14 protein-coding genes and 1 pseudogene are annotated in these 23,066 nt (G+C 64.3%); 9 read left to right on the top strand and 6 right to left on the bottom strand.

Going from position 1 to position 23,066, the window contains the following annotated elements; all coding sequences use genetic code 11:
• Positions 1 to 251: 251 nt before the first annotated feature.
• The 3 genes and pseudogenes from ACVINW_RS36940 to ACVINW_RS36950 form a co-directional block, all read right to left on the bottom strand.
• On the bottom strand, positions 252 to 3,704 hold the full coding sequence (locus ACVINW_RS36940; protein WP_456755840.1) for an error-prone DNA polymerase: 3,453 nt from the start codon (positions 3,702 to 3,704) through the stop codon (positions 252 to 254).
• A gap of 61 nt (positions 3,705 to 3,765) precedes the next feature.
• A pseudogene (locus ACVINW_RS36945) lies at positions 3,766 to 5,244 on the bottom strand (Y-family DNA polymerase); the annotation flags it as partial.
• Positions 5,245 to 5,467: 223 nt separating this feature from the next.
• A complete protein-coding gene (locus ACVINW_RS36950) occupies positions 5,468 to 6,262 on the bottom strand; it encodes an ImuA family protein (protein WP_456755841.1) in 795 nt (264 codons plus the stop codon).
• 257 nt (positions 6,263 to 6,519) lie between these two features.
• On the opposite strand from ACVINW_RS36950, the gene ACVINW_RS36955 reads away from it, so the two are divergent.
• Positions 6,520 to 7,953 (top strand): UdgX family uracil-DNA binding protein, encoded by a 1,434-nt coding sequence (locus ACVINW_RS36955; RefSeq protein ID WP_456755842.1) that lies wholly within the window; start codon positions 6,520 to 6,522, stop codon positions 7,951 to 7,953.
• 586 nt (positions 7,954 to 8,539) lie between these two features.
• Entirely contained in the window at positions 8,540 to 10,162 is a 1,623-nt protein-coding gene (locus ACVINW_RS36960) for an inorganic phosphate transporter (protein ID WP_456755843.1), read from the top strand.
• An 85-nt stretch (positions 10,163 to 10,247) separates the two neighbouring features.
• Here the strand turns inward: ACVINW_RS36960 and ACVINW_RS36965 are convergent, their stop codons facing one another.
• Positions 10,248 to 11,156 (bottom strand): LysR family transcriptional regulator, encoded by a 909-nt coding sequence (locus tag ACVINW_RS36965; protein WP_456755844.1) that lies wholly within the window; start codon positions 11,154 to 11,156, stop codon positions 10,248 to 10,250.
• A 137-nt stretch (positions 11,157 to 11,293) separates the two neighbouring features.
• Between ACVINW_RS36965 and ACVINW_RS36970 the strand changes: the two genes are divergently transcribed.
• A complete protein-coding gene (locus ACVINW_RS36970; protein WP_456755845.1) occupies positions 11,294 to 12,475 on the top strand; it encodes a cytochrome P450 in 1,182 nt (393 codons plus the stop codon).
• A 171-nt stretch (positions 12,476 to 12,646) separates the two neighbouring features.
• Here ACVINW_RS36970 and ACVINW_RS36975 read toward each other — a convergent pair whose 3' ends face one another.
• Positions 12,647 to 13,819: a M20 aminoacylase family protein gene (locus ACVINW_RS36975; RefSeq protein ID WP_212018790.1), complete on the bottom strand. Its 1,173-nt coding sequence runs from the start codon at positions 13,817 to 13,819 to the stop codon at positions 12,647 to 12,649.
• A 233-nt stretch (positions 13,820 to 14,052) separates the two neighbouring features.
• On the opposite strand from ACVINW_RS36975, the gene ACVINW_RS36980 reads away from it, so the two are divergent.
• The 3 genes from ACVINW_RS36980 to ACVINW_RS36990 all read left to right on the top strand — a co-directional run bounded on the left by ACVINW_RS36980 (position 14,053) and on the right by ACVINW_RS36990 (position 17,275).
• Positions 14,053 to 15,942 carry a TIR domain-containing protein gene (locus ACVINW_RS36980; protein ID WP_456755846.1) on the top strand — a complete coding sequence of 630 codons (1,890 nt, stop codon included), beginning with the start codon at positions 14,053 to 14,055 and terminating at the stop codon, positions 15,940 to 15,942.
• A 264-nt stretch (positions 15,943 to 16,206) separates the two neighbouring features.
• Positions 16,207 to 16,734, top strand: a complete 528-nt coding sequence (locus ACVINW_RS36985; protein WP_456755847.1) for a T6SS immunity protein Tdi1 domain-containing protein — start codon at positions 16,207 to 16,209, stop codon at positions 16,732 to 16,734.
• Between the two features lie 115 nt (positions 16,735 to 16,849).
• A complete protein-coding gene (locus tag ACVINW_RS36990) occupies positions 16,850 to 17,275 on the top strand; it encodes a hypothetical protein (protein ID WP_456755848.1) in 426 nt (141 codons plus the stop codon).
• Between the two features lie 3 nt (positions 17,276 to 17,278).
• Here the strand turns inward: ACVINW_RS36990 and ACVINW_RS36995 are convergent, their stop codons facing one another.
• Positions 17,279 to 17,905, bottom strand: coding sequence for a pyridoxamine 5'-phosphate oxidase family protein (locus ACVINW_RS36995; RefSeq protein ID WP_456755849.1), 627 nt, complete (start codon positions 17,903 to 17,905; stop codon positions 17,279 to 17,281).
• A gap of 299 nt (positions 17,906 to 18,204) precedes the next feature.
• Between ACVINW_RS36995 and ACVINW_RS37000 the strand changes: the two genes are divergently transcribed.
• The 3 genes from ACVINW_RS37000 (at position 18,205) to ACVINW_RS37010 (ending at position 22,793) form a co-directional block, all read left to right on the top strand.
• A complete protein-coding gene (locus ACVINW_RS37000; protein ID WP_456755850.1) occupies positions 18,205 to 19,848 on the top strand; it encodes a GMC family oxidoreductase in 1,644 nt (547 codons plus the stop codon).
• A 26-nt stretch (positions 19,849 to 19,874) separates the two neighbouring features.
• Entirely contained in the window at positions 19,875 to 20,777 is a 903-nt protein-coding gene (locus tag ACVINW_RS37005) for an alpha/beta fold hydrolase (RefSeq protein WP_456755851.1), read from the top strand.
• A gap of 99 nt (positions 20,778 to 20,876) precedes the next feature.
• Entirely contained in the window at positions 20,877 to 22,793 is a 1,917-nt protein-coding gene (locus tag ACVINW_RS37010; protein WP_456755852.1) for a potassium transporter Kup, read from the top strand.
• Positions 22,794 to 23,066: the final 273 nt, after the last annotated feature.

Consider the following 23,066-nt stretch of genomic DNA (forward strand, 5'->3'; position numbering starts at 1 on the left):
AGTAAGACGGGCCGTCGCCCTTCGAGACGGCCGCTTCGCGGCCTCCGCAGGGTGACGGGTCTATCTTCGTCATTGCGAGCCACCCGGTCGGCGCGAAGCGCCGCCGGATGACAGGCTCCGCGAAGCAATCCATCGCGCGGCACACGCGGAAGCATGGATTGCTTCGTCGCTACCGCTCCTCGCAATGACGGCGGTGAAAGCTTCACATCCTCTCAGGGTGACGGTGAGAGAGCAAAGCCGTCGCACACGTTTCAATGAAAATCGCGCGACGGCGGCAGGATGCGGACGTTGCGGGGGTGGCGGATTTTTTGCGGCGAGTTGTCGCCGTGATCGCGGCGGTCGTCGTTCAGCGGCTCGATCAGCGCGGGGCCGGCCGGCACTGGATGCTTGCGGGAGAGGGAGTCGTTGGCGAGGCCGATCAGATCGTGGGAGCGATCGGTCATGCGCTGCGCCACCAGATGCGTGACGCCCTCGGGGCTGCTCTGGATATAGCCCTCGACCAGGATCAGGCGCGCGCCCATCACCTCCTTGCGGTACTGCTCCATCACCTTCGGCCACACCACGATGTTGGCGATGCCGGTCTCGTCCTCCAGCGTCATGAACACGACGCCCTTGGCGCTGCCCGGCCGCTGCCGCACCAGCACCACGCCGGCGCAACGGACGCGGCGGCGGTCGTTGCTTTGGTTGATGGTGTGGCAGGCGACGACGCGCTCCCTGGTGAACATCTCGCGCAAAAACTCCATCGGATGGCCCTTCAGCGACAGGCGGATGGTCTGATAGTCGGCGACCACCTGCTCGGGACGCGGCATCTCCGGCAGCGGCTTGGCGCCCTCGTCCGGCTGCTCGCGCGCGGTGGCGGCCTGAAACAGCGGCAGTGGCACATCATCGGGCAGCCGCCGTACCGCCCACAGCGCCTCGCGGCGGTCGAGCCCGAGCGAGCGGAACGCATCGGCATCGGCAAGCAGGATCAGCGCCCGCTTGGGCAGAGCGGTGTCGCGGGCGAAATCCTCCAGCGAGGTGAACGGTTTTCGGTTGCGCGCGGCGACGATGCGGTCGGCCCAGTCCTCGACTTTCTCCGCATCGTCATTCCGGGGCTCGCGAAGCGAGAGCCCGGAAGCCATCGGGCCGCGTCTATGCTGAAAAATGGATTCCGGGCCTGCGCCTAACGGCGCATCCCGGAATGACAATTGGAGGGATTTCAACCGCTCCTCGTCCTCATCCAGCCAGTGAAATCCGTCGATCTGGCGGAAGCCGAGGCGCACTGCGCAGTATTTTCCGTCGCGCTCCTCCAGCGTGTTCTGCGCGAAGCTGAAGGAGACATCGACCTCGCGCACGGTGACGCCGTTGTGGCGGGCGTCGCCGACGATCTGCGCCGGGGCATAGAAGCCCATCGGCTGCGAGTTGAGCAGGCTGCAGCAGAACGCATCGGGATGATGGTGCTTCAGCCATGAGGAGATGTAGACGAGCTGTGCGAAACTCGCGGCGTGGCTTTCCGGGAAGCCGTAGGAGCCAAAGCCCTTGATCTGCTCGAAGCAATTTTTGGCGAATTCAGGATCATAACCGCGCGCGATCATGTTCCCGATCATCTTGTCTCCGAATTTTCCTATGGTGCCGAGATTGCGGAAGGTCGCCATCGAGCGCCGTAAGCCATTGGCTTCTTCCGAGGTGAATTTTGCCGCCTCGATCGCGATCCGCATCGCCTGCTCCTGGAACAGCGGCACACCGAGCGTCTTGTGCAAGACATTTCGCAATTCGTCTTTATTGCCGCCTTTGGGATAAGGGTACTCGATATCCTCAGGCTTCATGCTCCTTCGCTTGAGATAGGGATGCACCATGTCGCCCTGGATCGGGCCGGGGCGCACGATCGCGACCTCGATGACGAGATCGTAGAAGGTACGCGGCTTCAGGCGCGGCAGCATGTTCATCTGCGCCCGGCTCTCGACCTGGAACACGCCGAGCGACTCGCCGCGGCACAGCATGTCGTAGACCGGTTCTTCGTCCTGCGGGACCGAGGCGAGCTCCCAGCGCTTGCCCTTGTGGTCGGCGATCAGGTCGAAGCATTTGCGGATGCAGGTCAACATGCCCAGCGCCAGCACGTCGACCTTCATCATATGCAGCGCGTCGACATCATCCTTGTCCCATTCGATGAAAGTGCGGTCCTCCATCGCGGCATTGCCGATCGGCACGTAGGTGTCGAGCCGGTCCTGGGTCAGCACATAGCCGCCGACATGCTGCGAGAGATGGCGCGGAAACTCGATCAGCTCGGTGGCGAGCTCGACCGCGAGGTTGATCATCGCATTTTTCGGATCGAGCCCGGCCTGCCGCACCTGCATGTCGTTGAGGCCCTTGCCCCAGCTGCCCCACACGGTGTCGGCGAGCGCCGCGGTGACGTCCTCGGTCAGCCCGAGCGCCTTGCCGACATCGCGGATCGCGCTGCGCGGACGATAATGGATCACGGTGGCGATGATCGCGGCGCGGTGGCGGCCGTAGCGGCGATAGACATATTGCATCACCTCCTCGCGCCGCGAATGCTCGAAATCGACGTCGATGTCGGGCGGCTCCAGCCGCTCCTTGGAGATGAAGCGCTCGAACAACAGATCGACCTTGGTCGGATCGACCGAGGTGACGCCGAGCACGTAGCAGACCGCGGAATTCGCCGCCGAGCCCCGCCCCTGGCACAGGATGTTCTGGCTCCTCGCATAGTGCACGATGTCGTGCACGGTGAGGAAGTAATGCGCGTATTTCAGCTCGGCGATCAGCGCCAGCTCCTTGTTTAGGGTGGCGCGGAGCTTGTCGTCGATCTCGCCGCCGAAATATTTGTCGACGCCGGCCCAGGTCAGATCTTCCAGATGCTGCTGCGCGGTCTTGCCCGGCGGCACCGGCTCGTCGGGATACTGGTATTTGAGCTGGTCGAGCGAGAACGAGATGCGCGCGGCAAAGCGCAGGGTCTCCGCGATCGCATCCGGCAAATCGCGGAACAGCCGGACCATCTCATGCGCCGGCTTGAGATGCCGCTCGGCATTGGCCTCGAGCCTGCGGCCGATCGCCTCGATCGTGGTCTTTTCGCGGATGCAAGTCAGCACGTCCTGCAACGGGCGGCGCGCGGGATGGTGATAGAGCACCTCGTTGGTGGCAAGCAGCGGCACACCGGCATCGGTAGCGAGATCATGCAGCCGCGCCAGGCGACGCTTGTCGTCGCCGCGATAGAGCAGGCTTGCGGCCAGCCAGACGCCGTCGGCGGCGCTGGCCTTCAATTGCGCGAGCAGATCGAGCGCTTTCGACGCCTCGAACCGATGCGGCAGCGCCAGCACCAGAAGCTGGCCTTCTGCGAAATCGATCAAATCGGACAGAGTGAGCCGGCAGTCGCCCTTCTCGACCCGTTCGATGCCACGGCCACGCTTGCCGCGGGTCAAGAGCTGACACAGCCGGCCATAGGCGGCGCGATCGCGCGGATAGACCAGGATGTCGGGCGTGCCGTCGGTGAAGACGATGCGGGCGCCGATCAGGAGTTTTGGCGGATGAAGAACCTTCTCGCTGTCGAGCTCCTTCCAGGCCCGCACCACGCCGGCCAGCGTGTTGTGATCGGCGAGCCCGATCACGGGAATCTTCAGTTCGCTCGCCTGATGCACATAGGCGCGCGGATCGGAGCCGCCGCGCAGGAAGGAGAAATTGCTGGTGATGCCGATCTCGGCATAGTCGGGCATGGGATTCTCGTTTTGACGCGTTTTCTTCACGCGAACCGGCCTCCACTTCGCTTGCTTTGCGTCATGCGAACAACCCGTGCACATACCAGTTGGCCGGAACCGGCCTGCCCTCTTCGTCGCGCAGCTCGCTCTCGTAGAGGCCGTCGCGAAAAATCCAGAAGCGCTGGCCCTCGGCGTCCTCGACGCGGAAGTAGTCGCGCGTCAGTGCCGCGCCGTCCTGCTTCCACCATTCCATCGCGATGCGCTCGGGGCCCTCGACCCGCACCACCGCGTGCAGGGCGCGCCGCCAGGTGAATTGATGCGGCGGGCCGTCGGGCACGCTCGCGAACGGCACCTTGATCGGCTCGGGCGGCTCGAACAGCCTGAGCGGCCGCAGCGGCGGCTCGCCCATGACGCGCTCCGGCCAGGCGGCGGCGCCGGCGGCAGCCAGATGATGCTGCGCCGGCAATGCGAGCGCAGATCGTTCGGGGATGTGGCTCTCGAGCGGCAGATGCACGACGACGCGTTTCCCCCCGATGCGGGCGGCGATGCGGTCGATCAGCGCCGAGAGCTCGTCATTGTCGTGCACGGTCGCGTCGAGATCGCGCTGCTGCTGCACCACGATCTCGGTACGCCCGGCGGCAAGACGAATGAGATCGAAGCCGAAGCCGGGATCGAGCGGATCGTTGAGCGCATCGAGCCGCTCGCGGAACAGGCGGTCGATCATCTCCGGCCGCGTCACCGGCCGCCCGGTCTCGACCATGATCGTGCGCACCGCACCGTCGGTGCGGAAGAAGCTCGCCTCCAGCTGCCGCGCGCCCTTGCCTTGCCTGTCCATCGCCGCAACCAGCATCTTGGCGAGGTTTTGCAGCGTCAGTGCGATCACGGTGTCGGTCGCGATCGGCTCCGGGAAACGCTTCTCGACGATGTAATCGGGCGGCGGCTTGCGCGGGCTGATCGGGGCATCGCCCCGCCCGAGCGCGTGGCCGAGCAAGGTGGTGAAGGCGGCGCCGAACCGCGCCGAGATCTCGTGCGGCGCGCGCGCGGCGACATCGCCGATGGTCTTCAACCCGGCGCGGCGCAGACCGGTGGTCACAGCGGCATCGGCACCGAGCGCCGACACCGGCAGCGGGCCGACCGCTTGCGCCTCCTCGCCATCGGCGACAATCTTGCCCGAGGCGTGACGCGTCAGCGTGCGCGCCGCGATCGAGGTGCCGGCAATCGCGGCACTGACGGCAAAGCCGCGCCGGCTCAGCGCATGAGTCACGATTTGCAGCAGCGCCCGCTCGCCGCCGAACAGATGCGCACAGCCGGTGATGTCGAGGAACAGGCCGTATGGCGCGTCGAGCGCGACCAGCGGCGTGAAGCGGTCGCACCAGTCGGCGATGTCGTTCAGCGTCTTCAGATCGGCGGCCGGATCGGCATCATAGACCGTGAGCTCCGGGCAGATCGCCCGCGCATTGGCGAGCGGCAGCCCGACCGACAGCCCGGCGCGCACCGCGGCCTCGTCGATCGCATGCAGCAGGATGGCGTTGTGGTCTTTTGCGACGACGACGCTGGGGAGGTCCGCTTGTTTCGCCTCGTTCGTAAGGGACGCATGAGCGGATGGGTTCCCTCCCCCCTTGCGGGGGAGGGTGAGGGAGAGGGGTGAGCCCCACGGGCGGTGCTCGTGGCTACCCCTCTCTCCAACTTCGAGAGCGAGCTTCGGACCTCGCAAGGGGGGAGAGAGCCCTTCCAATGTGCTCACCTCACTTGAAGATCGGCTCAGCTCGCTTGCAACCAGCTCAGCTCGCGAGGCGATGTCCTGCGCGAGCTTGCGCTTGATGCGGTCGATGGGCAGGCGTGGCAGCCACAGGCTGAGGATACGCCGACGGTTCGCTGAATTGGCACTCATCACATTTCCATTCCATGATCCATCGCCCGACCGGGCCATGACGGTTGCGCACCAGTTCGGCCTCGACGCGCGGCGCGCCCCAGGCGCTTGCGGCGTGGCCGGGCGGCGAATGCGCCGCGCGCACGATCCAGCGCGTCTCCGCGGTCGAGGGGATTGGCGTCGCCGCGATCCGCAGCACCAGCGCGGTGACGCCGGAGGCTTGCGCGGCCAAAGTCAGCTTGCGGCTGGCGACGAGATCGAGCTGGCGCGCCTGGCCCCAGATTTCGAGCACGACCGCGCCGAGCGCATCGCAGGCCAGCGCATCGGCCGCGGTGCGCAGGGCGCCGTCGACATCGGCGGCACGCACCGTGACCAGAAGGCGCGGATCGAGGCCGAGCTCGGCAAGGCCGCGCATCGACAGCGCGCCGTTCTCGCGATCGGAAAAATCCTGCCGCACCCAGACCAGGGGCTTGCGCGTCGACACGCGTCCGGCAAGCCCCGCGATGAAGCCGGTCGCAGCACCGCTTTGATGGCCGGCGGCGAACACCTCGTGCAGCGCGGCCGGCGCAAGCCCGCCGCGCAACATCGCGTCCGCACTCGTGTGGCCGAGCGCGACGCGGTTCGGCATCGCCGCCTCCGATGCCGCCTCGATGCGCGCGATGCTGCCGCGCAGAGACGCAAGCGTACCCATGCGTGCGCCATTCATATGCGCCGCTCCTTCCCAACCAAAATTTGAGGCCGTCACTGATCTGAACAGAGAACCAGGGACTGGCCCATTTGTTCATGATATGTTCTAATATAAAGCTAACAGGGCCCGCGGAGTCAATCGGATTGGTGAGCCCATCGATTCATCAGTGGAATCAATGGGATTCAGCAGCCGAACAGCGGCCGCAGCCGGATCGCTCGCAACGTCGGGCGCGGAAGGCCCCGAAAATGGCGGCGTGACGGAAATGGAGCAATCGCATGCGTATCATCGTGCTCGACAACGACACCGATTTCGAGGGCTGGCGCAAGGCCGCGCGGCGCCTGGCGACACATGACGTGCAGCCCGCTGAGGTCACATGGACCATACGCCGCGACGACGAATTGTCGTCGGCCGCCTGCGCGAATGAATGGCCTGACACGCCGCAGGCGCAGTTCAGCGTGTCGGCCAAATTCGTCGAGCTCGCAAAGGCCGCGATCCTGCATCGCGACGATCGGCGCTTCGCCCTGCTCTATCGCCTGCTGTGGCGGCTGCGCAGCCACCACGATCTGCTCGGCGCGACCGCCGATCCCGACGTCGCCGAGGTCCACGCGATGGCGCGCGCGGTCTATCGCGACATCGACCGGATGCACGCGCAGCTCCGCTTTCGCGAGATCGGCCGCGAGCGGACGGCGCATTACGTCGCCTGGTTCGAGCCGGAGCATCACGTCGTCGAGCTCGCCGCGCCTTTCTTCGCCGGCCGTTTCGCCGACATGCCGTGGTCGATCCTCACGCCCGACGTCTGCGCCCATTGGGACGGGCACGCGATCTCGATCACGCCGGGCGTCGCCAAATCCGAGGTGCCGAGCGAGGACCGGCTCGAGGAGGCCTGGCGGCGTCATGACAACAGCTTCTCCAATCCGGCGCGGCTGAAAGTGATGGAGATGCCGCAGGCCAATTGGAGGAACCTGCCGGAGGATTCGATCATTAAGCCGCTGATCGAAGACGCCATGCGCATGACCAGCGGCCCCTTCGTCGCACGCAGGGCGGCCGAGCCGCAGCAGCCTCAGGATCAGCCGATGCCTCGCAAGCCGACTGCAAACAAACAGGCCCACGACACGATTGCCGCCTTGCGCGACGAGGCCGCCGCCTGCCGCGCCTGCCCGCTGTGGAAGGATGCGACGCAAACCGTGTTCGGCGAAGGACCGCAAAGCGCAACGCTGATGCTGGTCGGCGAGCAGCCCGGCGACAAGGAGGATCTCGCCGGCCACCCCTTCGTCGGACCGGCCGGGCAGTTGCTCGATCGCGCGCTCGGGGAAGCCGGCATCGATCGCCGCAAGGTCTACATCACCAATGCGGTGAAGCACTTCAAGTTCGTGCCGCGCGGCAAGATCCGGCTGCACCAGAAGCCGAACACGCCGGAGATCCGCGCCTGCCGTCAGTGGTATGAGCGCGAGCTCGCCGCCATCAAGCCGGAACTCGTGGTTGCGCTCGGCGCCACCGCAGCGCAAAGCGTGCTCGGCAAGATCACGCCGATCAACAAGAACCGCGGCCATCTGATTAACCACGACGCCACCAAGGTGCTCGTCACCGTGCACCCGTCCTATCTGTTGCGATTGCCCGACGAGAAAGCCAAGGCGCTGGAATATCAGCGCTTTATCGGCGACCTGAAAATCGCCGCGGAACGGTTGCGCAATTCGGCCCGCGCGGCCTGAGTTCCACCGGTTTGTGGAACCACACTTCAACGTGAAATTGTTCTAAGCTGCAAACAAATACCTACAACCTTTAATTGATCCGTGGTACTGTGACATGTTCCGCAGGTAATCGGGCGTCATGTTCACGCCATGGCGTACCCCGAGGCGGGCGCGCCGCGCGGTTTGCTAGCCCCGATCGTGCGGCGCGCCACCTCATCTCGCTATTCGTCCCTCTCGCTCGCTTCCAGTCCGCACCGGATTCCTGGTGACGCGGAGTCTTGACGACTTAGATTCCAGGCGACTTGAAATACAGGCGTGCTGAAATCCAGATGTGCTGGCCACGTGGCCCCACGTCTCTCCGGCGACGTCCTCGCCTCCCTCAATTGCCTCACCTCGCGAAATCGGACGGTGAACTCCGTCGTGATCGGTGGTCGTCTATTGCTGAAGATTGCCACGAGGCCGCCAAGGCGCGTGAGCCATCAATGCGTTGCACATAAACTCCGCTCGATATCCACGGCCGCAGACGAACGCCTCATTTCACGGCCCGATTTCAATTGCCTGTCATATGCATCGATCAAAATCGGAGGCATTGGGACAGGAGTTTACCATGAGCGATATGGCGTTACCCGGCTCGATCGAGCCCGCCTTGAAAAAGGGCCCGGACCTCGACAAAGGCTTCCACCCCATGACCGGGGTTATTTATTTGGGCGTGGTTGCGGCCGCGCTGCTGTTCGTTGCCTACAGCATCTATGCCGACGTCGACGCCACCGGCACGCGCGTCACGTCGTTCCTGCCCTACATCATGCTGTTCGTTGCGCTCTTGATCGCGCTCGGCTTCGAATTCGTCAACGGCTTCCACGATACCGCCAACGCGGTCGCCACCGTGATCTACACCCGCTCGCTGCCGGCGCATGTCGCCGTGGTGTGGTCGGGCATGTTCAACCTGTTCGGCGTGCTGCTCTCGAGCGGCGCCGTCGCGTTCGGCATCGTCTCGCTGCTGCCGGTCGAACTCATCCTGCAAGTCGGCTCGAGCGCCGGCTTTGCGATGGTGTTCGCGCTGTTGATCGCCGCCATCCTCTGGAATCTCGGCACCTGGTGGCTCGGCCTGCCGGCGTCGAGCTCGCACACTCTGATCGGATCGATCATGGGGGTCGGCATCACCAATGCGCTGCTGCGCGGCCGTGACGGCACCTCGGGCGTGGACTGGACGCAGGCCGCCGGCATCGCCAAGGCGCTGCTGCTGTCGCCGCTGTTCGGCTTCGTGCTCGCGGCCGGCCTGCTCTACATCCTCAAGGCCGTGCTGGCGCGCGCAACGCCGGCACTGTTCGGCGAGCCGGTCGGCAACCAGCCGCCGCCGTGGTGGATCCGGGGCATCCTGATCCTGACCTGCACGCTGGTGAGCTTCTTCCACGGCTCCAACGACGGTCAGAAGGGCATGGGCCTGATCATGCTGATCCTGATCGGCACCGTACCGACCGCCTACGCGCTGAACCGCGCGCTGCCGGCGGCCCAGATCGAGTACTTCGCCGCGCACTCGAGCGCGGCCAGCAAGGTCATCGAAGGCAAAGCCGCCGGCTACAACGTGATCGGCAATCCGCGCCCGGCCGTGACCAACTATGTCGCGCAGCACCAGATCAACGAAGGCACCTATCCGTCGCTGGCGGTGCTGGTGCGCGACATCGGCAAGCAGGTCGCCGAGTACGGATCACTGGCCAAGTTCCCGGCCGACGCGGTCGGCAACACCCGCAACGACATGTACCTGGCGTCCGAGGCGATCCGCTTCCTGATGAAGGACAAGGAAGCCGAGCTCTCCGCCGCCGACGTCGCCACGCTGAACGAGTACAAGGGCTCGCTCGATGCCGCGACGAAGTTCATCCCGAGCTGGGTGAAGTTCGCCGTCGCCATCGCGCTCGGCCTCGGCACCATGGTCGGCTGGAAGCGCATCGTCGTCACCGTCGGCGAGAAGATCGGCAAGACCCACCTGACCTACGCGCAGGGCGCCTGCGCCGAGATCACCGCGGCCGCGACGATCGCGGCGGCCGACGGCTACGGCCTGCCGGTCTCGACCACGCACGTGCTGTCGTCAGGCATCGCGGGCACCATGGCCGCCAACGGCTCCGGCCTGCAATGGTCGACGATCCGCAACATCGCAATGGCCTGGGTGCTGACCCTGCCGGCCGCGATGATCCTCTCGGGCGTTCTGTACTACGTGTTCTACCACGTGTTCTGATGGCCCCGCTTTCGCCGCGACAGGACGAAAGGCCCGCACCTCAGGTGCGGGCCTTCTGCATTGGAACGCAAGACGTGCTCCACGCTCAGCCGGCGTAAGCCTTGGCGACCTCCGCCAGCAGGCCGCGCGCCCATTTGTGCAGGCCTGACTTGGCCGTCCTGGCGCTCCAGTACATGTCGATCGAGATCGGCACCCGGAACGGCAGCGCAGCGACGTGCAGGCTGCCGCGCATCGCCCGCGCCAGATGATGCGGGATGGTCGCGACCAGCCGTGTGCCGGTGAGGATCCGCTCCAGACTGTCGTGGTTCGGCAGGCTGACGATCGGCGCGATCTCGATCTTCCTCGCCTTCAGCGCCGCGAGATAAAGCGGCTGCCACTCGCCGCTATGGGTGATGAAGACATGCGCGGCCTTCGCATAGGCCGACAGCGCGATCCGGCCCCGCGCCAGCGGATTGGCCGGATCCATCACGCAGACATAGTGATCGGTGAGGATGTGGCGGCGGAAGAAGCTCTCGCCGACGATCCCGACCGGACCGAGCACGATGTCGCACTGGTTCTGCTTGAGATGGACGTCGCCATGGCCTCCGGCATCGAGCAGGACGAGACGAACCTGCGGCGCGCCGGCACGCAGCCGCGCGCTGAACTGCGGGATCAGGGTCTGGCGTTCGTGATAGTTGCAGGAGATGGCCACGCTGCCCTGCGCGATCGCCGGGTCGAATTCGACCGGTGAGGCCAGCCCGTCGATCTCGCCGATCATGTCCCGCGCCCAGCCGACCAGCACCGCACAGCGCTCGGTCGCGGTCACGCCATTGCCGTTGCGGACGAACAGCGGATCGAGCAGCGCGCCGCGCAGCCGTTCGACCGCATAGCTGATGGTGGACTGGTTGACGTCGAGCCGCTTGGCCGCCGCCGAGAACGATTGCAGATCGTAGACCAGCACCAGCGTCCGCAAGGTCCCGATGTCGATCGGATCGATCGAGGAATTCACCGCCACGCTGCACCTCCCGGATTGTCGACGGTCCAGCCTAGCACAGGGTCATGGAACAATTCGATGGATGATATCAATCCCATCGAATTGAGCGATTACCCGCCCGGCGCTAGCCTTCGCAAAAAACCGCTCCGGGAGGACCCATGGCCAGCAGCGTGCCCATCGTCAGCGACATCGCCTATCAGGACCTGCTCGACGACCCCTATCCGATCTTCCGCCGCCTGCGCGAGCTGGCGCCGGCGGTCCATGTCGCGCCCGCCAAGCTGACGCTGGTGACGCGCTTCGACGACATCACGCGGATCGAGCGCGATGGCGCGACCTACTCGGCCGACAATCCCGCCTCGCTGGTCAACAGGGTGATGGGGCCGACCTTCATGCGGAAGGACGGCGCCGAGCATACGATCGGCCGCAAGGCGATCGAACCCTCGTTCCGCCCGGCCACGATCAAGGAGCACTGGGCGCCGCAATTCACCGCGATCGCGGACAGACTGATCGACGATCTGGCGGCGGCCGGTGAAGCCGATCTGTTCACCGCGCTGGCCGCGCCGATGGCTTCCCTCAGCCTGATGGCGATGATCGGCTTTCGCGCGATGCCGTGGCAGACGCTCGCCGAATGGTCGCAGGCGCTGATCGACGGCGCCGGCAACTATGCCGCCCATGGCGAGATCGAGCGCAAGGCGATGCAGGCGAGCGCCGCTGTCGATGCCGCGATCGACGCGGTGCTCGATGAGCATCGCAACCGGCCGAATCCATCGATCCTGTCCTCGATGGTCCATGCCGATCCGCCGATGCCGATCGAGGGCATCCGCGCCAACGTCAAGGTGATCATCGGCGGCGGCCTGAACGAGCCGCGCGACGCGATCCTGACCCTTGTGCTCGGCCTGCTGGAAAACCCGGCGCAGAAGGACAACGTGCTGGCGAAGCCGGAGCTGTGGCCGGCGGCGCTCGAGGAAGCGGTGCGCTGGATCTCGCCGATCGGCATGTATCCGCGCCGCGTCACCCGCGACGTCGATCTCTCCGGCACCAGGCTGCCCGAGGGCCTTCAGATCGGCCTCTGCGTCGGCGCCGCCAACCGCGACGGCAATCGCTTCGCCGAGCCCGATCGCTTCGACGTGATGCGGCCCAGGCAATCGCACCTGGCATTCGGCGCCGGACCGCATTTCTGCGCCGGCACCTGGGTGTCGCGGCTCACCGTCGGCAAGATCGTGGCGCCGATGCTGTTCGACCGGTTTCGGAATCTGCGCCTCCGCGCGGAGGCGCCACCAGTCGTCCGCGGCTGGGTGTTCCGCGGCCCGGTGACGCTGCCGGTGCGCTGGGACGCGTGAGCCGGCGCCAAGACCAACACTCACCGTCAGTGCGAGTTAACGGGTCGCGCAAACGCGCGCCCGATGACAGGCTCCGCGAAGCAATCCACAGCACCGCAAGCGGAGATATGGGTCGCTTCCTCGCTTCGCTCCTCGCAATGACGGTAGAAAGCGTTACGCCGACTTCGAAGCTCACGCCGCCAGCGCGTCCTCCACGATCTTCACGAAATACGAGGTGCCGTACACGATCGCCTCGTCGTTGAAATTGTAGGCAGGATGGTGCAGGCCCGCGCTGTCGCCGTTGCCGCAGAAGATGAAGGCACCGGGGCGGGCTTCCAGCATGTAGGAGAAGTCCTCGCCGCCCATCAGCGGCGGCATCGTGTGCACGTTGCCGTCGCCGGCCACTTCCCTGGCGATGCGGGTGGCGAATTCGGTCTGCGAGGGGTGATTGACGGTGACGGGATAGCCGCGCTTGTAGTCGAGATCGATCCGCGCGCCGGTCAATTGGGCCACGCCCTTGACTACTTCGCCGATGCGCTTCTCGATCAATTGCCGGACCTCCGGGGTCAGGGTGCGCACCGTGCCGCGCAGCACCGCGGTCTGCGGGATCACGTTGCGGGCGTTGCCGGCGTGGAATTCGCAGATCGAGATCACGGCGGAATCCAACGGATCGACGCTGCGCGACACGATCGACTGCAACGCGGTGATGAGCTGCGCGCCGACCATCACCGAATCGATGCACTTGTGCGGCCGCGCGGCATGGCCGCCGAGCCCTTCGATGTTGATGTTGACCTCGTCGGTGGATGCCATGATCGGGCCCGGACGGATCGCGAACGAGCCGATCGGAATTCCCGGCCCATTGTGCATGCCGTAGACCTGCTCGATGCCGAAGCGGTCCATCAGGCCGTCCTTGATCATGGCGGCCGCTCCTGCCCCGCCCTCCTCGGCGGGCTGGAAGATCACCGCCACGTCGCCGGCGAAATTGCGCGTCTCGGCGAGATAGCGCGCGGCGCCGAGCAGCATCGCGGTGTGGCCGTCATGGCCGCAAGCATGCATCTTGCCGGGCGTCTTCGAGGCGTAGGGCAAATTGGTCTCTTCGTGGATCGGCAGCGCGTCCATGTCGGCGCGCAGGCCGATCACCTTGACGTCGCCCTTGGCCGGCCCCTTGTTGCCCTTGATGACCCCGACCACGCCGGTCTTGCCGAGCCCGGTCACGACCTCGTCGCAGCCGAACTCCCTGAGACGGTCGGCCACGAATGATGCAGTGCGGTGCACATCATAGAGCAGCTCGGGGTTTTCATGGATGTCGCGGCGCCAGGCCTGGATATCGGGTTGCAGATCGGCGACGCGGTTGACGATGGGCATGAGAATTCTGGCCTCGAAGGTTGGACGACGGGAGCCTGTCTAGCATGCAAGAGGCGGTCCACCCAACAGCCGGCAAGTAATACCAAACACGCAAATCCGACCACTAACCTTTTTGAAAAGGTGTTCTCCTTGCAACCACGCGGTGGACTGCCCCATTTTTCCACGACAAGGTAATGTTTCGGCGTGCTATCAAACCGAGCCACCGTCTAAAGCTATTCTCCGCGGGCATTGGAATGGACGATTTCGAGGCTTTTTGGGGGACCGATCCACTGGCGGCGGAAACAGCACTTCATCGGCTGGCCGCCAACGGTCCTGACATCATAAAGGAATTGCTCCCGCTAGGCTCAGCTTGGCCGACGCACTCATGGCATTCGTCGATACGACTGACCCGTCTTTGTAAGATACTGGGACCGCAGGTGGCCCAGCATCTGCTCACCATTATTGAAAATGAAACCTGGCACGCCAAAACGGCAGTTTCCCCCTGCTTTAGCGCATTTGTCGGGGATAGCGTTGTTCGCTCGGCCACCTATCAGCTACTCCAGTCCAAGGACATTGACGTACAAAGGATAGCGATCGAGGCGCTTGGATACGCTGCCGCTTCAGAGAGCGCTTACAGTATCGCCGAGACCGCTCGCTACGGCCGGCCGGGACAAGTCGACCGATACCGTACCATCGACAAATACACGATGGGGAAGCTTGCATACTATGCCATTCAGGCGACGCTTCGAATCTTTGCCCGAATTGGCGAGGCATCCCTGCTCCAGTCGTGCGAAGAACTATTGCGGGATTTTCAACAAGCGGTACGCGACGAAGATTATTCCTGGGATATCGATCTTGTCATGGGCGAGTTGGAGCCACGCGCGGCTGACGCCCTCATTGCGCGCTGGCTTACACACCCAGAGGACAAGTATCGCGGTCACGCCATGGTTGGATTGGGCCATCTGCGCTTGCGCCGAACCGTGCCACGGCTCGCTTCATTTCTCGAGGACGACTCAATCGGCGTCGGTGCAGGCATTGCACTGGGCAATATCGTCCACCCCGAAGCAGCCAGGCATTTGGCGGCTATCATCGGCGATGGGGCAACGTGCCCTGGCATAGGCTGGGCATTGAGTGCGCTTTACGGCCTGAGGATCGACTGGCCACAATGCTCCGAGCTGGCCTTCTCTATCGCACAGGGTGACGATGAGATTGCCGCCCAGATGCGCTATTCACTTGCGGTCCGAGGTGAAAAGTCCGTGTTGCAAGCCTTGGATAAGCGCCTCAATGCGAGCGACCCCTTTATCAGAGGTACCAGTGCAATCGCTCTTGCGCGACTCCTTGGGACAAGCGCAAAGCCGCTTCTGGAGGACAGAGAACGCGAGACTTCCGAACCTATTGAAAGCCTATTGGTTCTCACGGCGCTCATTCATTCTGGAAGCCATCACTTGGTCACCGAGCTCGACAAAGCGCTGCAAAAATTCCCCATGTTTTCCAGGCTAAGACCAATCTGGACACGCGAGATACTCGGCGCCTTCATTGCCGTGGAGGGCGCACACAGCACGCGCGCCGCGCTATGGGCGGAAATTGGATGCGAAGACCTCAGTCGAGTCGTAAGAGAACTCGAAGCACTTGGGATCGGCAAGATGGACGCTTCAAGCCCGCCGGCGAAGGAAGACATGCCCTCCACAAGCGTCGGCAATTCGCCCGCATCGGTCTTCGTCAGTTACAGCCACAAGGATGGTGACTGGCTCAAAAAATTCCAAACGACGCTAAAACCCTTGATCAGAAAGGGCAGCATCGATCTATGGGATGACACTCGACTGAGGCCCGGCAGCAATTGGAAGGACTCCATTGATCTTGCCATGCAGCAGGCCAACGTCGCGCTGCTTCTGGCGAGCCACAACTTCCTTGCTTCGGATTTCGTGGTGCAGCACGAGCTAAAGACCTTGCTGCAGGCCGCCAAGACACGCGGCGTGAAAATCGTATGGGTAGCGATTGATCATGCGCTCTACGAGGAGACCGAGCTGAACGATATTCAAGCGGCCAATAACCCACAGATGCCACTCGTCGAATTGACCGACGCACAATTACAAAAGGAAATCGTGAGGATTTGCCGGGACGTCCGCGACATACGCAACTGCTGAATTCCGAAGCTGATACGTCTCCCCCGTGGGCCCGACATTGTTCGCCAAGGCGGCGTTTGGTCGTGCTGGCGCGGCGATGGTTCCTGCGCCGGCTCGATGCCGAAGCAGACGCGAGAGATTCAGGCGATCCGACCGCTGTGCGGCGGCTGCGCCGGCTGCATTGGGGCGGCATGGCATGCAATGCGGTGCAGGTGTTCGCGCTGGTGGCTGGGCCCATGGCGCGGCAAATGCAGAGCGACCGAGATTGGCGGAAAGCGCCGGGCCATGGACGTCACCTGCACAGAGAACTTCCGACTTGCCGCAGCGCGAACGGGCATTCATGATCTCAGGATGGAACAGGGCCGCTCAGACTTCCTTCCGGTTGAAATCACGCTCGCCCAGCTCGCCACTTGGTCGGACATACTGCCTGCCGGGAGCCGCGTCCTGGGAGCCAGCCTGTTCGCGGACATATTTTTGGCGGACGCCACAGGAGCGGTTCACATGCTGGAAGTGTCGGCGGGCTCGATCGCAAGGATCGCCGCTTCCGAGGGTGCGTTTCGCGAACGTTGCGTGGATGACGCGGATGGTTGGCTGCTGCGCCCATTGGTCGATCGGTGCCGCTCGGCCGGACTGATCCTTGGCCGTTCCCAGTGCTACGCCTTCACGACGCTGCCGCTGTTCGGGGGCGAGTATACGGTCGACAATGTATGGATGTGCTCTTGTCGAGACTGGATCGCCTTTACGGCAAAGATGTATTCGGAGACCAAGGACTTGCCGGACGGGTCAACCGTCAAGATCGTTATCACTGACTGACCCGACCGACACGATCGCACCCGACCAAAGCCCAATAGTACGGGGCATATCCGGCACGGATACTACCCCAGGTTCCGCAGCGAAATCCCTCTTCTTCCAAACACGGAGCGGCTGCATGACGCCGGATCAAGCGGTCCTGTTCTCCACCATCATCCTGCTGGTGCCGATGGGATACTTCCTGCTGGCCGCGCCGGCGTTCCTGCTGGTGAAGCTCGACGTCCCGCCGGTCACCCGGCTGCTGCGCGGCATGTTCAATGCCTACTTCCTCGTGCTGGCCGTCTCCGGCGTGATCGGGACGCTCGCCTTTGTCGCGGCGGGCCGGCCGCTCACCGCACTCTGCATCGCCCTGATCGCCGGTTTCGCGGTGCTGGCGCGGCGATGGTTCCTGCGCCGGCTCGATGCCGAGGCAGACGCGAGAGATTCAGGCGATCCGACCGCCGTGCGGCGGCTGCGCCGGCTGCATTGGGGCGGCATGGCGTGCAATGCGGTGCAGGTGTTCGCGCTGGTGGCCAGCATTCCCTACATGGCGCCGCTGCCTTGATCGCTAGACCTCACGCTTCCGATGCGGATCGTATTTCGAAAGCACGTCCTTGAGGTAATCCCGGCTCTTCCATTCCGGTGCGGGCGGCTCGTAGCCGGGCCGCGGAACGAACAGATTCGGCGGCACATCCGCTGAGGCGCCCATCAGGTCGGGAACGTAGCGCGGGCAATTCGGGAAGATCTCGCATGTCACGCGCACGACGACCTTCGCGCCATGGTGCCTGGCAAGCGTCTCCGGGTCGTCGTGGATCGTTGCCTTGCCTCGGATGCGCGTGCGAAACGTCTTGCCGTCGAGGCGCACAAACAGCAACCCGACGTTCGGGTTGCGATGAATATTGCCGAGCGTGCGGTACATGTTGTTGCCGTCATACTCCGGGAATTCAAGCGTATCGGGCCCGGTGATCTTCACGAAGCCGGGATCGCCGGAACGCATCGAACAATCGACGTTGTCCTGATAGCTCGTCGCGATGAAGAAGAAACGCGTCTCCTCGATGAGCCTGCGATCCTGCTCCCAGAATTCGAAGTGGAGGCGATGCTTCTCGAGGCCGTCGGCGACGCGACGACCGTCGAAGCGATCCTGCAACTCACGCATTCCGTCGTGGTAAAATGCGGCGCGGACTGGGTCTGCCACGGCAATCCTCCGGCAAGTTGAGCAACCATCTATCAGGAGAAAGCCTATTCATTCGGAATGGGCGTGAAAAGCCGCCCAAGTCCACATCCGGTCCGAATTATGCGCAAAGGCCCAAGCCCGGCATCCACCGCCGGGCTTGTCTCGACCGGCTGCGTCTGGATAGAACTCGGTCCTGACTCGGTCCGAACCGAGTTCTATTTTCTTGTATTGACGCGTTTTCTTCACGCGAACCGGGCTCCACTTCGCTCGAAAACGCTATAGAAGAAGCCCAACAAGAGACGTTTGCCGGGAACGAGGACATGCCGCGAAGGCTCGAGGGTGATTACGACTACATTATCGTCGGCGCAGGCACGGCAGGCTGCATCATGGCCAACCGCCTGTCGGCCGATCCGAGCAAGCGCGTGCTGCTGCTGGAAGCCGGCGGCAAGGACAACTGGATCTGGTTTCACATCCCGGTCGGCTATCTCTTCGCGATCGGCAATCCGCGCTCGGACTGGATGTTCAAGACCGAGGCCGAACCCGGCCTCAACGGCCGATCGCTCGCCTATCCGCGCGGCAAGGTGATCGGCGGCTCGTCGGCGATCAACGCCATGATCTCGATGCGCGGCCAGGCCGCGGATTACGACCACTGGCGGCAGCTCGGCCTCACCGGCTGGAGCTACAGCGACGTGCTGCCGGCATTCAAAAAGCTGGAGGATCACTTCCTCGGCGCCAGCGAGCATCATGGCACCGGCGGCGGCTGGCGCATCGAGGCGCCGCGGCTGTCGTGGCAGATCCTCGATGCGGTCGGCGATGCCGCCGAGCAGATGGGCATCAAGCGCATCCCTGATTTCAACACCGGCGACAACGAAGGCACCAGCTATTTCCACGTCAACCAGAAGCGCGGCCGCCGCTGGTCGTCGGCGCGCGGTTTCCTCAAGCCGGCGCTGAACCGCAGCAATCTCAGGGTCGAGACCGGCGTGCTGGTCGACCGCCTGATCATCGAGAGCGGCCGGGCCGCCGGCGTGCTGTTCCGCCAAGGCAACGAGCAAGGCAATGGACAAGGCAACGAGACCGTGGAGGCGCGTGCCAAAGGCGAAGTGATCCTCTGCGCCGGTGCGATCGGATCCGTCCAGGTGCTGCACCGCTCGGGCATCGGCCCGGCCGAATGGCTGTCGCCGCTCGGCGTCGACATCGTGGCCGACGTGCAAGGCATCGGCCATAATCTGCAGGATCATTTACAGCAGCGCGCGATCTACAAGGTGTCGGGCGTGCGCACGCTGAACGAGACCTATTACAACCTGGTCCGCCGCGGCCTGATGGGCCTCGACTATGCGTTCCGCCGCCGCGGGCCGCTGACCATGGCACCGTCGCAGCTCGGCATCTTCACCCGCTCGGATGCGACGCGCGCGCGCGCCAACATCCAGTTCCACGTGCAGCCGCTGTCGCTCGACAAGTTCGGCGATCCCCTGCACCGCTTCCCCGCGATCACGGTCAGCGCCTGCAATTTGCAGCCGACCTCGCGCGGCACGGTGCGGATCAAATCGACCGCGCCCGACGACAAGCCGTCGATCGCGCCGAACTATCTCTCGACCGACGACGACCGCCAGGTCGCGGCCGACGCGATCCGCACCACCCGCAAACTGATGAAGCAGAAGGCGCTGGAGCAATATCATCCCGAGGAGTTCCTGCCCGGTCCGTCGGTCGGCGACGACGATGCCGCGCTCGCCAAGGCCGCCGGCGACATCGGCACCACGATCTTCCACCCCGTCGGCACCGCGAAGATGGGACTGGCGAGCGATCCGATGGCCGTCGTCGACGAGCGGCTGCGCTTCTACGGCCTGCACGGCCTGCGCATCGCGGATGCCTCGGTGATGCCGACCATCACCTCCGGCAATACCAACACGCCGACCGCGATGATCGCCGAAAAGGCCGCGGCGATGATTTTGCAGGACGGGCGATGATTTTGCAGGACGCGCGATAGCAACCGATGATGCAGCCGCAGCGCATTCTCGTTGGCGATGCCGGTGCGCAGATCGCGCTCGCACGTTGGGGCGAGCCTTCGTCCGGCAAGCCGCCGGCGCTGCTGCTGCACGGCACCGGTTTCGTCGCCGAGGTCTGGACCGAAGTCGCGGAGGCGCTGGCCTCCGACTACACCGTCTATGCGCTCGACCGCCGCGGCCATGGCCTGAGCCACAAGCCGGCGGCCGACCGCTATCACTTCCAGGATTTCGCCGACGACCTCTGCATGATCGTGCAGCGCCTCGAACTCCATGACATCTACGGCATCGGCCACAGTGCCGGCGCCACCGACCTGCTGCTCGCCACCAAGCTGATGCCGGACCGCTTCGCGCGGCTGTTCGTGACCGAGCCGACCGCGATGGATCCGCGCACGCCGCGCAGCGGTGGCCTCAGCGACATCGCGAACGGGTCGGTGCAGGGCGTGCTGCGCCGCCGGGCCGAATTCGACAATGCCGACGACCTGTTCCGCCGATTGCGTGCCGCGCCGGCCTTCGCGCCGTGGACCGAACCGTCGCTGTGGGCCTATGTGCATCATGGATATGCAAAGCTCGACGACGGGCGGATGCGGCTGCGCTGCACGCCGCAGATCGAGTCGGCGCTGCTGGGACCGATCTTTGAGGCCATGGAGCAGATCTACACCGGCGACATCAGAGGCAATCCGTTCCCGTGGTTCTCCGAGATCGCCTGTCCGGTCCGCATTGCCACCGCCGAGCAGTCATGGCCGATCTACAAGGAGATGGCGGAGCGCACCGCAGCCCTGATCCCGCACGCCAGCCGCTGGACGTTCCAGAACGTCGGCCATTGCGTCGCGCAGGAGGCGCCCGGCCTGCTGCTCGACGCGCTCAGGGCGTTTGCCGGCGCGAGCCGATGAGCACCCTCGCAACGATCGGGCTACATCGTCGTTGTAACGGCGAGACCTGTCGCCGGGCGGCCGCCTCTTGCTCGCGACTCGACGACAATGGTGAGCCGGATGCCTTCGACGATCTCTGCTCTGAACGATACGACCGGTTTCACCGGGCAGGCGCACAGCCGATTTGAGCAAGCGCCGACTTTCACCAGCATCCTGCTTGCGCTCGGCATCGTCTACGGCGATCTCGGCACCAGCCCGCTCTATACGCTGCAGACCATCGTTCACCTGATGGGCAACGGTTTCAGCCCGGATGCCGCGCTCGGCTCGCTCTCGCTGATCGTCTGGGCGCTGATCATCACGATCTCGATCAAGTATTGCCTGTTCGTCATGCGCGCCGACAACCATGGCGAGGGCGGCATTCTGGCGCTGATGGCGCTGACCGGCGCACGGTGGTCCGGGCGCGGCCGTTGGCTGATTGCGATCGGGCTGTTCGGCGCGGCGCTGATTTATGGCGACGGCATCATCACGCCGGCCATCTCGGTGCTGAGCGCGGTCGAAGGCCTGAACGTTGCCACCGACGTGTTCAGGCCGTACACGATGCCCATCGCTGCCGGGATTTTGATCGCATTGTTCGCGTTTCAGCGTCATGGGACCGCCATCGTCGGCAAGGCGTTCGGCCCAGTGATGCTGCTATGGTTCGTGACAATGGCAGCGCTCGGCGCCAGCTCGGTGGCGCGGCATCCCGACGTTCTGCGTGCGCTCAATCCTGCATATGGCATTCTGCTTCTGACCACGCATGGCCTGCTCGGCTTCACCCTGCTCGGCGGCGTATTCCTGGCGCTCACCGGCGGTGAAGCCCTCTACGCCGATATGGGACATGTCGGGCGCAAGCCGATCCGCCTCGCCTGGTACGGGGTCGTGTTGCCTGCTCTCATCCTCAACTACGCCGGACAGGTCGGTGACTTCATCGCCTCCCCCGATCCCGGCGCCAACCCGTTCTTCAAGCTCGCACCGGTCTGGCCGGTCTATCCGCTGGTGACGCTTGCGACGCTCGCGACCATCATCGCAAGCCAGGCCATCATCACCGGTTCGTTCTCGATGACACGCCAGGCCATGCAGCTTGGCTGGTTTCCAGGCGTGCGGATCAACCAGACATCGGCCGAGGAATATGGCCAGATCTACGTCCCCTTCGTGAACTGGACGATGATGTGCCTGACGGTCGCACTCACAATCGGCTTCGGCAGTTCAGACCGCCTCGCCGCCGCCTATGGCGCCGCGGTCTCCACGACCATGGTCCTGACCACCGCTCTGCTCTACCAGGTGATGCGAGGCATGTGGCGCTGGAGCGCGCTGCGAGCAGTCACGATCGCGGGGCTGCTGCTTGCGGTCGACCTTGCGTTCTTTCTCGCCAATCTCTTCAAGATCGCGGAAGGCGGCTGGATTCCTCTGCTGTTCGGCGCGCTGGTGTTTGGCGTCATGATCACCTGGCATTTCGGCCTCGATGCGCTGCATCGGCGGAGCATGGCGCATTCGCAGCATGTCGACGCCTTCGTTGGCGGCCTGCGCACGCAGCACATTGCGCGGGTCCCGGGAACGGCGATATTCCTGACCCGACTGAGGCACCGAATGCCGCCGATCATCGTGAACTACGTCAAGCAATCCCGTTCCCTGCACGAAACGACGATCGCGCTGACCGCAAGTTTTGAAAGCGTGCCCCGTATCCGCTCGGCGGATCGAATTCGCTGCGAACAGCTGTGCGAAGGCGTCTGGCACATTACCGTGCATTTCGGCTTCGTCGAGATTCCAGACCTGCCGGCCGTACTCGCCAATGCCAGGCAGATCGGGGTGCCAATCCAGAAAGGCGCGACCTACTACGTCGAACGTCACGATCCCGTCAGCGGTACGCGCCGCAACGCGATCGCCCGATTCCAGATTGCACTGTTCGCGTTCATGTCCCGAAATTCCGCGCACGCGATCGACCGCTTCCGGATTCCGAGCGGTTCGCTGGTCGAGATCGGCAGCAGGATGGAACTGTAGATCACGATGGACCAGCCGCAGCCATTGCCGCCGCTGCCCGGCCGCCAAGGAAACCGCCGCCCCCTTTCGGGGACGGCGTAAGCCACTCACGCAGTACTGGACCTATCAAATGTCTGCCAACCTTACGCAGCAGCGCTGACATTATGCTGACGGCTGCAAGACAGCCGTGTTGCGGCCGTTCATTTCTGTTGCCGCATCGCCATGTTGCACCGCAATGCAGCCGGCTTTCCGGTCCTCACGAAATCGTCATTCCGCCCCTCACCCCGCTCCGAC

The sequence above is a fragment of the Bradyrhizobium sp. USDA 4461 genome (assembly GCF_054055655.1).

Excerpts from the sequence above, each read along its gene's own strand:
- ACVINW_RS36975 (WP_212018790.1), bottom strand. The coding sequence starts at position 13,819 with ATGCCCATCGTCAACCGCGTCGCCGATCTGCAACCCGATATCCAGGCC.
- ACVINW_RS36955 (WP_456755842.1), top strand. The coding sequence starts at position 6,520 with ATGCGTATCATCGTGCTCGACAACGACACCGATTTCGAGGGCTGGCGC.
- ACVINW_RS36970 (WP_456755845.1), top strand. The coding sequence starts at position 11,294 with ATGGCCAGCAGCGTGCCCATCGTCAGCGACATCGCCTATCAGGACCTG.
- ACVINW_RS36985 (WP_456755847.1), top strand. The coding sequence starts at position 16,207 with ATGGACGTCACCTGCACAGAGAACTTCCGACTTGCCGCAGCGCGAACG.
- ACVINW_RS36990 (WP_456755848.1), top strand. The coding sequence starts at position 16,850 with ATGACGCCGGATCAAGCGGTCCTGTTCTCCACCATCATCCTGCTGGTG.
- ACVINW_RS36940 (WP_456755840.1), bottom strand. The coding sequence starts at position 3,704 with ATGCCCGACTATGCCGAGATCGGCATCACCAGCAATTTCTCCTTCCTG.
- ACVINW_RS36950 (WP_456755841.1), bottom strand. The coding sequence starts at position 6,262 with ATGAATGGCGCACGCATGGGTACGCTTGCGTCTCTGCGCGGCAGCATC.
- ACVINW_RS36960 (WP_456755843.1), top strand. The coding sequence starts at position 8,540 with ATGAGCGATATGGCGTTACCCGGCTCGATCGAGCCCGCCTTGAAAAAG.
- ACVINW_RS37000 (WP_456755850.1), top strand. The coding sequence starts at position 18,205 with ATGCCGCGAAGGCTCGAGGGTGATTACGACTACATTATCGTCGGCGCA.
- ACVINW_RS37005 (WP_456755851.1), top strand. The coding sequence starts at position 19,875 with ATGATGCAGCCGCAGCGCATTCTCGTTGGCGATGCCGGTGCGCAGATC.
- ACVINW_RS36980 (WP_456755846.1), top strand. The coding sequence starts at position 14,053 with ATGGACGATTTCGAGGCTTTTTGGGGGACCGATCCACTGGCGGCGGAA.
- ACVINW_RS37010 (WP_456755852.1), top strand. The coding sequence starts at position 20,877 with ATGCCTTCGACGATCTCTGCTCTGAACGATACGACCGGTTTCACCGGG.